The 13,153-nt window shown below is 63.6% G+C and carries 14 protein-coding genes; 13 read left to right on the top strand and 1 reads right to left on the bottom strand.

The genetic code is table 11. The features are described 5' to 3' along the window. The first annotated feature begins 3 nt into the window (after positions 1-3). The gene (locus tag G4Q83_RS11545; protein ID WP_185817191.1) at positions 4-987 is read left to right on the top strand and encodes an IS5 family transposase; all 984 of its coding nucleotides are present in this window, start codon (positions 4-6) and stop codon (positions 985-987) included. Positions 988-1,177: 190 nt separating this feature from the next. Here G4Q83_RS11545 and G4Q83_RS11540 read toward each other — a convergent pair whose 3' ends face one another. Next, positions 1,178-1,447: a hypothetical protein gene (locus tag G4Q83_RS11540; protein WP_128420678.1), complete on the bottom strand. Its 270-nt coding sequence runs from the start codon at positions 1,445-1,447 to the stop codon at positions 1,178-1,180. A gap of 209 nt (positions 1,448-1,656) precedes the next feature. Between G4Q83_RS11540 and G4Q83_RS22605 the strand changes: the two genes are divergently transcribed. From G4Q83_RS22605 to G4Q83_RS11480, 12 genes are all read left to right on the top strand, one after another. Continuing rightward, positions 1,657-1,857, top strand: a complete 201-nt coding sequence (locus tag G4Q83_RS22605) for a hypothetical protein (protein WP_211288309.1) — start codon at positions 1,657-1,659, stop codon at positions 1,855-1,857. Between the two features lie 309 nt (positions 1,858-2,166). Further along, positions 2,167-2,793 (top strand): helix-turn-helix domain-containing protein, encoded by a 627-nt coding sequence (locus G4Q83_RS11530; RefSeq protein ID WP_146095447.1) that lies wholly within the window; start codon positions 2,167-2,169, stop codon positions 2,791-2,793. A gap of 50 nt (positions 2,794-2,843) precedes the next feature. Further along, on the top strand, positions 2,844-4,532 hold the full coding sequence (gene sctC, locus G4Q83_RS11525) for a type III secretion system outer membrane ring subunit SctC (protein WP_158255028.1): 1,689 nt from the start codon (positions 2,844-2,846) through the stop codon (positions 4,530-4,532). 164 nt (positions 4,533-4,696) lie between these two features. Further along, on the top strand, positions 4,697-5,689 hold the full coding sequence (gene sctW, locus G4Q83_RS11520) for a type III secretion system gatekeeper subunit SctW (protein WP_158255029.1): 993 nt from the start codon (positions 4,697-4,699) through the stop codon (positions 5,687-5,689). Positions 5,690-5,697: 8 nt separating this feature from the next. After that, entirely contained in the window at positions 5,698-7,767 is a 2,070-nt protein-coding gene (locus G4Q83_RS11515) for an EscV/YscV/HrcV family type III secretion system export apparatus protein (protein ID WP_128420682.1), read from the top strand. Between the two features lie 20 nt (positions 7,768-7,787). Continuing rightward, positions 7,788-8,195, top strand: coding sequence for an InvB/SpaK family type III secretion system chaperone (locus tag G4Q83_RS11510; protein ID WP_128420683.1), 408 nt, complete (start codon positions 7,788-7,790; stop codon positions 8,193-8,195). Positions 8,196-8,212: 17 nt separating this feature from the next. Next, positions 8,213-9,493, top strand: coding sequence for a type III secretion system ATPase SctN (gene sctN / locus G4Q83_RS11505; protein WP_281401951.1), 1,281 nt, complete (start codon positions 8,213-8,215; stop codon positions 9,491-9,493). Positions 9,494-9,497: 4 nt separating this feature from the next. Beyond that, positions 9,498-9,932: a hypothetical protein gene (locus G4Q83_RS11500; protein ID WP_185817197.1), complete on the top strand. Its 435-nt coding sequence runs from the start codon at positions 9,498-9,500 to the stop codon at positions 9,930-9,932. Beyond that, complete coding sequence (locus tag G4Q83_RS11495) at positions 9,920-11,236, top strand: SpaN/EivJ family type III secretion system needle length determinant (protein WP_185817196.1); 1,317 nt, start codon at positions 9,920-9,922, stop codon at positions 11,234-11,236. The genes G4Q83_RS11500 and G4Q83_RS11495 overlap by 13 nt, the downstream gene beginning before the upstream one ends. Beyond that, on the top strand, positions 11,233-12,231 hold the full coding sequence (sctQ, locus tag G4Q83_RS11490) for a type III secretion system cytoplasmic ring protein SctQ (RefSeq protein WP_185817195.1): 999 nt from the start codon (positions 11,233-11,235) through the stop codon (positions 12,229-12,231). Before G4Q83_RS11495 ends, sctQ begins: the two co-directional genes overlap by 4 nt. Beyond that, the gene (locus G4Q83_RS11485) at positions 12,197-12,901 is read left to right on the top strand and encodes an EscR/YscR/HrcR family type III secretion system export apparatus protein (RefSeq protein ID WP_281401950.1); all 705 of its coding nucleotides are present in this window, start codon (positions 12,197-12,199) and stop codon (positions 12,899-12,901) included. Before sctQ ends, G4Q83_RS11485 begins: the two co-directional genes overlap by 35 nt. Further along, a complete protein-coding gene (locus G4Q83_RS11480) occupies positions 12,894-13,148 on the top strand; it encodes an EscS/YscS/HrcS family type III secretion system export apparatus protein (RefSeq protein WP_128420688.1) in 255 nt (84 codons plus the stop codon). Before G4Q83_RS11485 ends, G4Q83_RS11480 begins: the two co-directional genes overlap by 8 nt. Positions 13,149-13,153 lie beyond the last annotated feature (5 nt).

The following is a 13,153-nucleotide window of genomic DNA, read 5'->3' as shown; positions in this document are numbered from 1 at the left end:
ACGATGCAATTGTCTTTCGGCGACGCGGAGTACAACGGCAAGCGCAAGCAGACGCGGCGCGAAAGGTTGCTGGCCGAGATGGATCAGGTGGTGCCGTGGAAAGACCTGCTGGCGCTGATCGCGCCGCACTATCCGAAGTCGGGCCATCCGGGCCGTCAGCCGTACCCGCTGGAGACAATGCTGCGCATCCACTTTCTGCAGCAGTGGTACGCACTGAGCGACCCGGGCGCGGAAGAAGCCTTGTACGACACGGCGTCGATGCGCCGTTTCGCCAGGATCGGCGGGTTGGATGAGGTGCCGGACGAGACCACGATCCTCAACTTCCGCCGGTTGCTGGAGACGCACGATCTGGCGCGCACGCTGTTCAACCGGGTCAACGCGCACCTATCGCGCAAGGGCCAGAGCCTGCGCGGCGGCACCATCGTGGACGCCACGATCATTGCCGCGCCCAGCTCGACCAAGAACAAGAACGGCGAGCGCGACCCGGAAATGCACCAGACCAAGAAGGGCAATCAGTACTACTTCGGGATGAAAGCGCACATCGGCGTGGACGATGAGTCCGGGCTGGTGCACCACTTGGAATGCACGGCGGCCAACGCCGCAGATATCACCCAGGCGCACAAGCTGCTGCACGGCAAGGAAGACACGGTATGCGGCGACAGCGGCTACACCGGGCTGGCCAAGCGCGAGGAGATGGCGAGCAAGCGCAAGCTGCGCTATCTGATCGCGGAGAAGCCCTCGAAGCTGAAGCAGATCAAGAGCAAGCGCGAATTGAAGTGGGCACAGCGCTGGGAGCACGCCAAGGCCAGCCTGAGGGCGAAGGTGGAGCATCCGTTCCGGGTGATCAAGCGCCAGTTTGGCTACGTCAAGGTGCGCTATCGCGGCCTGGCGAAGAACACGGCGCAAGTGCTGACGCTGTTTGCGCTGTCGAACCTGTGGCTGAAGCGAAAGCAGTTGCTGCCTGTCGTGGGGAGGGTGTGCCTGTAATCCGGGAAATACCCCGGAAATGCGCCGGAAACGGCGAAAAACCGAGGGTCTGAGCGCCGTGGGCGTGGTCGATATGGCTTGCCTCATCCTCCGACCGCGTTGATCAGACTATCCTTAAGTCCTGCTGAGTCATTAATTCGCAGGTACGGCTGCATCCCGTCGAGCAATCTCGCGCAAATGGCGGTGGCGATTATCCAACCAGCGTCGCGATCGAGTCGGCTGCATGACGCTGAGTCCGCGACGACCGCGCCGCGTGGACGGTCATCCTCGGATAAGGCAGGTTGCTCGCGTCGTGACGGTTTTTTCGATGCACTCCGCGCAAGCGTTCGGCAACCAGGAATCCATAAGCGGCAGTGCACAGGGCCGTGTGATGGTGGAAGCCGCGCCAACCGCGGCCTTGGTCGTGATCATTGGCTGCCTCCAGCGCCGCCCCGATAGCCAAGCAGATCACCACCACCATGCAGGTCAGTGGAAATCCCACTCCTGCGCCTGGGACTGGGGCTGCCGATAAACCGCTTGGTTCTCTTCGGTATCGGGCATCGACACGCCCGTGCCCTCGACCAGCTTGACCGCACGCCCGCGCCAGCGCCAGTGAGCTGGAGCCCTTTGACTGGGCAGCCGGCCGCTCTCTCGGGCCCGTCCCTTGAGCATCGATTGCGGCAGGCGCGGGTGATCGGGCTGTCGCACATCCACGCGCCGCAGGCGCCAGCGGTCGCCACCGGCCTGAACATCGCCGGCTTCAATGGCGGTATCGCGCTGGGTTCGCTGCCGGGCGGGGCCAGCCTGGAGGCGGCCAGTGCGGCTTCCCCGAGCGCATGCGCCGGGCCGAACCGGACCGATCGCGGCAAGCTCGACAGCAACCGGACCTGATCACGCGCCGCCGTTGGTTCGCGATCTGTGGCCGCACGCAACAAGGCTTGCTGCTCGAACTGCGTGTCGAACCGCTGCCGCTCTGCCTTCTCCTCGGCCTGCTTGGCCATCTTGCTCATTCCGGATGGCGATACCGAATGGATTACCCTTGAATATGCGCAACAGGGACAAGATCATGTCGCCCGCTGCACTCCTCTCCGGCGCAGGGCTGGCGGAAGTGAGTAAATCCCAACTTTCGTTCCGGTCTCATGGATCGGCCGCAAATTTAATTCCAGTCCTATTTTTAGAACGGGGGTGAAGGGGTAGTATTTGTTCGATGTTTTATCGAAAAATTATCGGCGGGCAGGCATGCCCCGCTTCTTGCCGGAAAGCCGCATCATGGATGCCCATGACGTTAAGATATTGACAAAGCTGCAAGCATTCATCGATCACGCTCTCGGTCCATCGCCGGTGAGCTGCACAATCGCAGGCTGTGAAGGCGGAAACGGCGCAGCCGTGGCAGCGCAGCCTGCATCGGATCCGACAGCCTTGGACGGCAATCGACTTGTCGCGCGTTTCCTGCGCATGGCGATTGACGATACGCCGGATTATCGGCGTATCGCTTCGTCGCTGCGGCGTACCGAAGCCTATTCGATGGTGTCGTTCCTGTTGCAGGAAGGACAGGGCGCAAAGATCGAGGCGCTGAGCGCCCGCTACGGGATTTCGGCGGGCCATTTCCGTAGGACGTTCCGGACTGTCCTGGGCGGCAGCCCCAAGTCCGTGCTCAATGATTGGCGCTTGGCGAAAGCGATTCTGGCATTCATAGAGCGGCAGCATTCGGTCACCGAAGTGGCCTTGGAGCATGGCTTCGCATCAGCGTCGCATTTTTCCAGCGAGGTCAAGAAATCGCTTGGCCTGAGCCTGACGCATCTGTTTGATGCGCAAAGAAGACAATAGAGGGCATCAGTGTGAAGAAGTGGGATATGTCGAGCTCCTCGAGTTGGCTCGTGGCGGCGACTTTTCTGTTCGCTTGTCAGATGGCGCTGGCGTCTGGAATCGACATCAGTAAGCAGAATTCCTCCGGTCAGGCGGCGGGCTATGTCGCGCGGCAGGAAAACATGCGAGCGTTTTTTGGCGGTGTCTCGGCATACCTGGGCAAGCCCATCATCGTCAGCAAACTGGCCGCAGGCAAGCAGATTTCCGGCGAATTCGATTTTTCCGCGGGCGACGTCGTCGGCAAGGTCAGTCGCCAGATGGGGTTGATCACCTATTACGACGGCAACGCCATTTATGTCTACGATGCCAGTGAAACCAAGAACAGTGTCATCAAGCTGATTAACGTTTCGTCGGCCACATTGAATGCGTTTCTCAAGAAATCCGGACTTATCGACCCTCGCTATCCCTTGCGCGGCGACGGCATCGACACTTTCTATCTGGCGGGGCCGCCTATCTACGTCGATCTGGTGAAGAAGGCCGCCGAGTTCATGGACAGCCAGGACGTCGGGATGGAAGACCAGCACGTCGAGGTGATCAGGCTGAACAATACTTTCGTCACCGACCGTTCTTATACGCGGCGCGACGAGAATATCGTCATTCCGGGCATCGCCACAGTCGTGGAAAATCTGCTGGAAGGGGATGTCGATCGGACCGCGGCAGACGTGAAAAAATCGATCGGCGCCTCGCTCTTGCCGGACAAGAAAATCGAACGCAAGGGCGTTCCCCCGGCGAGTTTCTTTGATACGCCAAGCGATCGTCCGGCGATCCCGGCGCCTGACGCGCCGGTCGCCGCGCTGGAGACCGCCAACGCGCCGGCGAACCCGCGGCCGGACGGAAAAATCCGCATCATCGCCTATCCGGAAACCAACAGCCTGCTGGTCAAGGGAACGGTTGAACAGATCCGTCTGATCCGCAACCTGGTGAAGGCGCTCGATGAAGAAAAACGTCATGTCGAGCTGGCCTTGTGGATCATCGATCTGCAGAAAGACGACCTCGACCAGCTTGGCGTCGACTGGCAGGGCTCGATCTCGAGTGGCAAGCATTTTTCGGCTGGTTTCAATAGCGGTAATTACCTGAATTCTTTCAGTGCTCTCGAGGGCGATCGGTTCATGGCATCCATCCTGGCGCTCGCACGCCAGGACAAGGCGCAGATCGTGTCGCGCCCGGTAGTGCTGACGCAGGAAAACACCCCGGCCATGTTCGACAACAGCCGTACCTTCTACACGCAGCTGATCGCCGAGCGCGCTGTGGATTTGCAAAGCGTCACTTACGGTACGCTGGTAAGCGTACTGCCACGCTTCACCGCCAAGGGCGAGATCGAACTATCGCTCAACATCGAAGATGGAAGCGAAGTACAGCGCAACGAAACCGACGACCAGAGCGTATTGCCCACCATCGGCCGGACCAAGATCAGCACCGTGGCACGCGTACCCAAGGGCAAGAGCCTGCTGGTAGGCGGCTACACCCGTGGCGAAAACGACGAACACATCGGCAAGATTCCCTTGCTGGGCGACTTGCCGCTGATCGGTGGCGCGTTTCGCTATCGGCGGACACTCAACAAGAACACCGTACGCATTTTCCTGATCCACCCCCGCGAGATCACCGAGGGTTTCGATATAAATACCGAGAATATCGATGAAGCGGTCAAGTTCGAGACGCTCATCAGACAAATGGACAAGACGCGCGAAACCGTCCAATAACAGCAGGGGAGCCATTTTCGATGGTAACTACCATTCATGGAAGCGGCGCGATCGTCGCCGCCCGCCTTCTGGCAGAGTCGCCCCAGCCGGAATCGGCCAAGGCCGCCAGCGACGACAGGGCGCAGCTGGCCGTCGAGATCGCCGACGACGGCACGCCGGCGGCGTTGCAGCAGAAGCTGGCCGACATGGCCGACGACATGGCCAGCGTCGCCACGCAGTTCCGCAATCGCCGCGAGTTCGAAAATAAAACCGCAGCGTCGGGCGAGGACTTCGCGCGCGTGCTCGACGAAGAGGCCGCGCCCAAGGCGCAAAAGCTGGTGCGGGCGCTCGCAGTACCGGACCTGTCGATGGATGCGCTGCTGAGGCAGGCGCGCAGCTTGTTTCCGGACGACAGCGATCTGTTCCTGGTGCTCAAGGAGCTGCTCAAGCGCAAGCAGCTGGCGAGTGTTCAGCGGAAACGGCTGGAAGGGTTGCTGGAAACGGTCAAACACCAGGCCGACCCGAAAATCCTCAAGGGCGGCATCAACTGTGCGCTCAAGGCGCGCTTTTCCGGCACCGCGCTGGGCTTGCAGGCATCGCTGCTGCGCCAGACCTACCGGCGTTTTCTCCAAAGCGAGGGCAAGCCGCTGCAGGATTACGAAGACTGGATCGCCAGCTACGGCTACAAGGTACGCCATCGGGTGTTCGAATTCGTCGAAGAGTCGCTCGTCTCGGATATCCTCGCGGAAGACCCGAGCTGCAGCTGCGTGGAGTTCGGCTACCTGCTGGCGCACATGCGCAAACTGCATCTGCTGCGCACGGCCGACCTCGAGTTCGTCAACTCGCTGTTGGCGAAGAAGCTGACGCCTCGCTACGTGGAAGAGGAAAAGGACTGGCTGTTGTTGATGTGCGCGCTGGTGGACCGCGGGGTGCCGGCCGCACAACTGCTGCCAGAAGCGCTCGACGCCTGCCTGCTGCCGACCGCCGCCGAGCGTTCGGTCTGGCTCAACGCCGTGCGCAGCGCCTACAAGCGTCTGCCCGCCGAACTGTTCGTACGGCCGGGCGAAGCGACCGAGCATGCCGATGCCGCTTCAGCGGAGGTGCTGGCCGTGCTCGACCAGTTGATTGACCAAAGCCATGCGGCGGAACTGCTCGAGCAGCGTCGCTCGCGGACCTGAACGACGCCATGATCGACCGACTCTTCGCCAACGTCCGCACGCGGCCGGAACTGATCATCGTGACGTTGATGGTGATGATCATCGCCATGCTGATCGTACCGCTGCCGACCTTCCTGGTCGACTTTTTGATTGCGCTGAACATCGTCATCGCCATCCTGTTGTTCATGGGTTCGTTCTATGTCGACAAGATTCTCAACTTTTCGACGTTCCCGACCATCCTGCTGATCACCACCCTGTTCCGCCTGGCGCTGTCGATCAGCACCAGCCGCCTGATCCTGACGCAGGCCGACGCCGGCGAGATCATCGCGACCTTCGGCCGATACGTCATCGGCGATACGCTGATCGTCGGCTTCGTGATCTTCTCGATCGTGACCATCGTTCAGTTCATCGTCATCACCAAGGGCTCGGAACGCGTGGCGGAAGTGGCGGCGCGCTTCTCTCTGGACGGTATGCCGGGCAAGCAGATGAGCATCGATGGCGACCTCAAGGCCGGAGTGATCGATGCCGACGGCGCCAGGGAGCGGCGCAACGTTCTGGAGCGGGAGAGCCAGCTGTACGGCTCCTTCGACGGCGCCATGAAGTTCATCAAGGGCGATGCCATCGCCGGCATCGTCATTATCCTGGTCAACCTGATCGGCGGTATCGCGGTCGGCGTGATCCGGCATCACATGGACATGTCGACCGCCTTGCAGACCTATACCATGCTGACCATCGGCGACGGCCTGGTGGCGCAGATTCCGGCGCTGCTGATTTCGATCAGTGCGGGTTTCATCGTCACGCGCATCAACGGGGACGACGCCAACCTGGGCCGCAACATCATGGGTCAGCTGCTCGGCATGCCGTTCGCGGTGGCCATCACCGCGCTGCTGGCGGTAGTGGTGGCGTTCCTGCCGGGCTTTCCGGCGATGGCGTTCCTCTGTCTGTCGCTGATGCTGGGATTGTTTCTCTATCACGGCCAGCGCCGACGCCGGCGCGAGTCGGAACAGGGCGAAAACATCGCCGGCGCCGCGCAATCGCAGCAAGCCGATGGCGACGGCAGCGATCGGCATCAGCTGGGGCTGATCGCCGATCTGGACAAGGTCGTCACCGAAACCGTGGCCTTCATCCTGCTGGTGCCGCAGGCGCAGCAGCAGTTGTTCGCCGACGAACTACTGGCACAGCGTCTGCGCAGCCAGTTCTTCATCGACTATGGCGTTCGCTTGCCGGAGTTGCTGGTTCGCGGCTCCGACAGCCAGGAGAAGGACTGCGTGACGTTGCTGATCAATGAAATCCGCACCGAGACGCTGCAGGTTCGCTTCGGCAAGCTGCGCATCGTCAATATGTCGGAACAGGTCGAACTGCTCGGCATCGAAGTCGACGTGCTGCAGGATGCCGCGCAGCAGCAGTGCCATTGGGTGGCGCCATCGCACCGGGATACCCTGGCAAGGCTCGGGTTCCAGCTGCGCAGCGCGCACGACGAGCTCTACCAGTGCCTGGTCGCCACGCTGGTCAAGCATGTGCCGGAATTCTTCGGCATCCAGGAGACCAAGAAGATGCTCGACCAGATGGAGGGCAGCGCGCCCGATCTGATCAGGGAAGTCTTGCGCAACGCGACCGTGCAAAAGATTTCCGAAGTGCTGCAGCGGCTGCTGTCGGAACGCATTTCCATCCGCAACTTCAAGCTGATCCTGGAATCTCTGGCGCAATGGGGAGGCCGCGAGAAGGACGTGATCGCGCTGGTCGAACACGTGCGCGGCGCCATGGCCCGCTACATATCGCATAAATTCGCGGTCGGCAACAAACTGCGTGTGGTGATGCTCTCCGTCGAGATGGAAGAGCAGGTGCGCAAGGGGATCCGGCAGAACTCCAGCGGCGCTTTCCTCAACATAGATCCGGCGGTGTCGGATGAGATCATCGACAAGTTCGCGTTGCTGTTCCAGGGCCTTCCGGTTGCGCAAAAGGATCTGATCGTGCTGACCGCCGTCGATGTGCGCCGCTTCGTGAAGAAGCTGCTGGAAGCACGCTTCCGCGAACTGGACGTGATCTCTTTCGGCGAGGTCGCCAACAACGTCGAAATCGACGTTCTCAAGGTCATCTAGAAACTTTAATTGGGACAATCATGCATCAACTAAGTTTCTCCGAAATCATCAAACAAGCGCTTCTCGGCGCCGGCTGCGATCCGGCGTTGATCCAGCAGCTGGACGACCATGCCACGGTGCAAATCGATCTTGACGGATGTCCGCCCATGTTCGTCGGCGACCTGGACGGGCGCACGATGATCTGGAGCGACCTGTGCGAATTCCACGACAGCATCGTGCGGCTGCGTTCGGAGGCGCTGCTGCGGGAAATCATGGCTGAATTCCGCTACAGCGCCAACCGACAATCGGCGTTGCGCGAGAGCGAAGGGCAATTGCAGGCCTATGCCGAGCTCGTTGGCGAATGCCTGGACAGCGCCGATGCCATGGGTGAAGCCATCAATGCCTTTTTTCTGCTCCAACAGCGCCTGCTGGAGATCGTCCGCCAATGACGCCGCAACCGTTGCGGATGCTGCGCCGTTTCGCGCATCCCCATTATCTGTCGGGGCCGATCATCGAGGCGCCGCTGCGCGATGTGGCGGTGGGCGAGGTATGCGACATGCGCCGTCATTGGCGCGATGACGAGGTCGTGGCGCGTGCCCAGGTGGTCGGGTTCCGGCGCGACATGGCCATACTGAGCCTGCTGGGCAACCCGCGCGGTCTGTCGCGCGAATCGGTGCTGGTGCCGACCGGCGGCGCGCTGACGGTGCGCGTGGACGACAGCATGCTGGGTGCGGTGCTGGATTCCAATGGCACGCACGTCGCTCGCCTGGCGCCGCCGCTGCCGTCGGTGAATCCGGCGCGCTGGTGCGCGCTTGACGCGGAACCGCCGTCGTTCGACCGCCGCGTGCCGATCAGCGAGGTCTTGCATAGCGGCATCCGCGTGGTGGATGCGCTGACCCCCTGCGGTGTCGGCCAGCGCTTGGGTATTTTCGCCGCGGCGGGCACCGGCAAGACCAGTCTGGTGACGATGCTCATGAAGCATGCGGCCGCCGACGTGTTCGTGGTCGGCCTGATCGGCGAGCGCGGTCGCGAAGTGACCGAGTTCGTCGAGGAGATGAAGAAATCTCCGCAGAGTCGACGTAGCGTGGTCGTGTACGCGACCTCGGATGCCTCCTCGATCGACCGCTGCAATGCGGCCCTGCTGGCGACCACGGTGGCCGAGTACTACCGCGACCACGGCTGCAAGGTGGTCCTGGTGCAGGACTCGCTGACGCGCTACGCGCGCGCTTTGCGCGATGTCGCGCTGGCCGCGGGCGCGGCGCCGGCGCGGCGCGGTTATCCGGCCTCGGTGTTCGAAGCCTTGCCACGCCTGCTGGAGCGTCCCGGCGCGACGGACCGCGGCAGCATCACCGCGTTCTATACGGTGCTGCTGGAAAGCGACGACGAAGCCGATCCCATCGCCGAGGAGATCCGCTCCATTCTGGACGGCCACATTTATCTTAGCCGCAAGCTGGCGGCGAAGAATCACTATCCCGCGGTCGATGTGCTGCGCAGTCTCAGTCGCGTGGCCAGCCAGATCTGTCCGCCGGCGCAATCCCGGGCCGCCGGCGCCATCCGCGAAAAGCTGAGCCGGCTCGACGAACTGCAGCTGATGCTCGATCTGGGCGAGTACCGCCCCGGAGAGAACGCCGCGAACGACCGCCTGCTGGAACGAAAGGACGCCCTGAACACCTGGTTGCAGCAAGCGCGCGACCGCGCCAGCGAGCCCGATGCCATTGTGGCGCAGATGGTGGAACTTGCTGCGTAAGTACATGGCATTGCTGCAGTACAGCGAACAACGCTTGCGCGTCGGCATGCAACGTCTGGCGCGCGAGCGCCAGCGCCTGATGGCGGTGCAGGAGCAGTGCAGTCGACTGCAGGCGGAAATCAGCATGCAGCAGCAGCTGGCCGGCAGCAGAGCGCTGGGCGGCGTTGCGCTCGATCGTCAGCAGCTGTTTGGTTGGCTGCGGAAAAGCGCAGCGGACCGGCGCCGCAGCCAGGCGCTGCGGCTGGAGCTGCGCCGTCAGCAGGAGCTTGGCCAGGAATGCCTGGAGCGGGTCGGCGCGCAGCGTGTGCTCTGCCTGCGCTTGGAAGCGCGGCGCGAACGGTACCGGAAACTGCTGGGCGGTGAACGCAGAACAGCGCGCTTGCGGCAGCTGGAGATCGAAGAATGCGAACTGGAGGAACGAGCGTCATGGTCGAAATGAGAAACGGAAATGCACCGGTCGGGTACAGCGCCGTGGCCCCGGAATCACCGGTGCAGGACATCCACGATCGCCTGCGGCGGATGGCCGAATCCAATCATCGCGACCACGGCCGCGACCATGCCGACGGCCTCGATCAGGGACTGCCGGCGGCGCAGCAAATCCCATCGCCGCCGCCGCTGGAACTGCGCGCCGATGCCAGCTTGGCGGTCGCAGGCGAGAAGGCAGGCAATGGCGATGCAGCGAAGATCTCCCAGCGTGCATCGAGGATGCGTTGCCCGGACATGGACGGTTTGCAGGAGAAAGCCGCGGTCGGCCGTTCGCACGCAGCGCACATGACGCGCATCGCGGGCGTGGGCCAATTGCCGTGGAGCGGCACGCCCGCTGCTACCGTCGCGGTGGGCAGGCAGGCAGCGGTCGCGGTGCCGGCCGCCTCGCAGCAGGCGCCGGGCGAAGCCGATGGGGGGGGGCTCGAGGCGTCGCGCCATGCCGATGCGGGGCGCGTGGACAAGAGCGCGGCGGTCGCCGACAGACGGTCGCCGACGGCGTCGCCTGCGAGCCGAACGCCGCACCACGACCGCAACGGCGCCGCCGCGGCCGCCGCGCCGGGGGCGGCGCAGCAGGCGCCGGGCGAAGCCGATGGGGGGGCGCTCGAGGCATCGCGCCATGTCGATGCGGGGTACGTGGACACGAGTGCGGCGGTCGCCGACAGACGGTCGCCGACGGCGCCGCCTACGAGCCGAACGCCGCACCACGACCGCAGCGGCGCCGCCGCGGTCGCCGCGCCGGCGGCGTCGCAGCAGGCGCCGGGCGAAGCCGATGGGGGGGCGCTCGAGGCGTCGCGCCATGCCGATGGAGGGCGCAAGGAGAGCGGCGCCGCGGGCGGCGACGACAGCCCGTTGCAGGCGACGCCGCCTGCAAGCCAGGCCCAGCAGCACGACCGCAAAGGCGCTGCCGCAAGCACGCCGGCGCCGGCCTCGCGCCGGCACGCCGATCCGGGCGCTGGCCCCGGTCCATCGAATGCCTCCCCCGCCCGCGGCGCAACGCAAGAGGGCTGGGTCTACCGCTTCCGTTCCTGGGGCACGGAGCATGCCGTCAGGGTGTCGCTGGTGGCAGCCCCGCATCGCCCGTGGCACTCCGCGTCCGCCTCGCTGGCCCTGCATCCGAGCAGCGCGCTGGTCGAGCAGCGTCTGAACGCGCACGGCGCCGCCGCGGGGGCGAGCGAGCAATGGATCCTGCGCGAACACGACGACCAGGGCCGGGAAGACCAGCATCCACGGCAACGGCAGGAGGACGACGAATCGTGAAGCTGCCTTCCCTGCGGCGAATTACGACAGCCCAAGCGAGGGCGCGCGCGGCATTGGCGCGCTGGCCGCAGCGCGACCCGGCGCTGGGCGGGCGCCTGGCCTATACGCCGGCGCCGCGCGCTGCCTCGCTGGTCGCGGTGCAGGCCTATCGCCATGGCCTTTGCTGGCGCGGCTATGTCGATCTGGCCGAATGGCTGGCTTGCACGGCGCCCGAACTGGCCGCCCTGGCCGCCACCGCGCAGCGCCGGACCGAACACGCGCGAAGCCTGTTCGAGGCCAGTGAGCGGCCGCTGGACATGCCGTTTCCCGAGCTGGACTACGACCTGCTGCGCATCGGGGAGGACCCCGGCCAGGATCGACAGGCGCAGGACCAATGCCTGCTGTCGCTGGCCACGCCGCAAGGCCGGGTCTGGTTCGGCGATTTTCCCGACGTGGCGGTGCCCTCGGCGCGGCCGCTCTCGGCGTCCATCGCGGTCTTGCCGCTGCAGATCGCATGGCAGATAGGCCGCAGTCATGCCAGCCGCCGGCTGATCGGCCGAATGCGCTGCGGCGACGTGCTGCTGATCGAGGCCGAAGCGTTCGAACTGACCAGCGCCGGCATGGCCATCGGGGGCTTTTCAATCAACGAAGATGGAGAAATATCGATGCACCCTGCAATCATGAAAGAACACAACGGCGCCGCGAAAGAGGAGCGAGGGGATGGGTGCGCTGCGCCGCCGGCGATGCCGACAGCGGCCGTCGCGGCGTCCCTGGCGGATGTTCCGCTGCGTCTGGACTTCATCCTGCAGCGCCGCACGGTGACGGTGGCCGAGCTGGACGCCTTGTACCAAGGACAGTTCCTGCAGCTGGATCCAGAGGCAGAAAAAAAGGTGGAAATCGCCGTCAACGGCATGCGCCTGGCCACGGGCGAACTGGTCGAACTGAATGGCCGCCTGGGCGTGGAACTGCACGACATCGGGGGTGGCAAAGCGCTTGCCCAAGCACGTCGTGTCTAACAATATTTCGCTCATCGGGCTGCTCGCCTTGGCCGCGTTGCTGCCATACCTGGTGGCGGCCGGAACCTGCTATCTGAAGTTTTCCATCGTCTTCGTGATGGTGCGCAACGCGATGGGGCTGCAACAGGTGCCGTCCAACCTGGTGCTCAACGCGGTGGCGTTGATGATGTCGCTGTTCGTGATGCTGCCCGTGGCGCAGAAGGTGTACGACTACCAACGCGAGAATCCCGTCGACTTCTCCAGCCTGGCCTCGGTCGAATCCTTCGTCGACAACGGCCTGGACGCGTATCGCGGCTATCTGCGCAGATACAGCGACCCGGAGCTGGTCGCCTTCTTCGAAAAAATCCAGACCGCCCGCATGGAGCAGCAGGACGCGCCGCAGCTGGAAGGCGAAGGCCGCGTCTCGATCTTCTCGCTGTTGCCGGCCTATGCGCTGAGCGAAATCAAGCATGCCTTCAGGATCGCCTTCTACCTGTATCTGCCGTTCGTGGTGATCGATCTGGTGATTTCCAGCATCCTGCTCGCCCTGGGCATGATGATGATGAGCCCGGTGGTCATTTCGGTGCCGGTCAAGCTGATTCTGTTCGTGGCCCTTGACGGATGGTCGATCCTGAGCCAGGACCTGATCCTGCAGTACATCGATCTCGGCAAAGGGGTAAGCGGTGGGTGACATCGTTTATGCAGGCAACAAGACCCTGTACCTGGTGCTGATACTGGTGCTGTGGCCGGTCGTGGTCGCCACGGTGGTCGGCTTGCTGGTGGGCTTGTTCCAGACGGTGACGCAGTTGCAGGAGCAGACGCTGCCGTTCGGCATCAAGCTGCTGGCGGTGAGTTTCTGCCTGTTCCTGCTGTCGGGCTGGTACGGGGAAGTGCTGGTCAACTTCGGGCGCGAGGTCATGCGCATGGCGCTGGGATGAGCGAC

Source organism: Xanthomonas theicola (genome assembly GCF_014236795.1).
GTDB classification, from domain to species: Bacteria; Pseudomonadota; Gammaproteobacteria; order Xanthomonadales; family Xanthomonadaceae; genus Xanthomonas_A; species Xanthomonas_A theicola.
Note: the sequence above shows the minus strand (reverse complement) of the source record. Positions and strands in the feature narration are given on the sequence as shown.

Coding starts and splice junctions, on each gene's coding strand:
- G4Q83_RS11545 (WP_185817191.1), top strand. CDS start 4: ATGCAATTGTCTTTCGGCGACGCGGAGTACAACGGCAAGCGCAAGCAG.
- G4Q83_RS11540 (WP_128420678.1), bottom strand. CDS start 1,447: ATGGTGGTGGTGATCTGCTTGGCTATCGGGGCGGCGCTGGAGGCAGCC.
- G4Q83_RS11515 (WP_128420682.1), top strand. CDS start 5,698: ATGATCGACCGACTCTTCGCCAACGTCCGCACGCGGCCGGAACTGATC.
- G4Q83_RS11510 (WP_128420683.1), top strand. CDS start 7,788: ATGCATCAACTAAGTTTCTCCGAAATCATCAAACAAGCGCTTCTCGGC.
- sctN (WP_281401951.1), top strand. CDS start 8,213: ATGCTGCGCCGTTTCGCGCATCCCCATTATCTGTCGGGGCCGATCATC.
- G4Q83_RS11500 (WP_185817197.1), top strand. CDS start 9,498: ATGGCATTGCTGCAGTACAGCGAACAACGCTTGCGCGTCGGCATGCAA.
- G4Q83_RS11495 (WP_185817196.1), top strand. CDS start 9,920: ATGGTCGAAATGAGAAACGGAAATGCACCGGTCGGGTACAGCGCCGTG.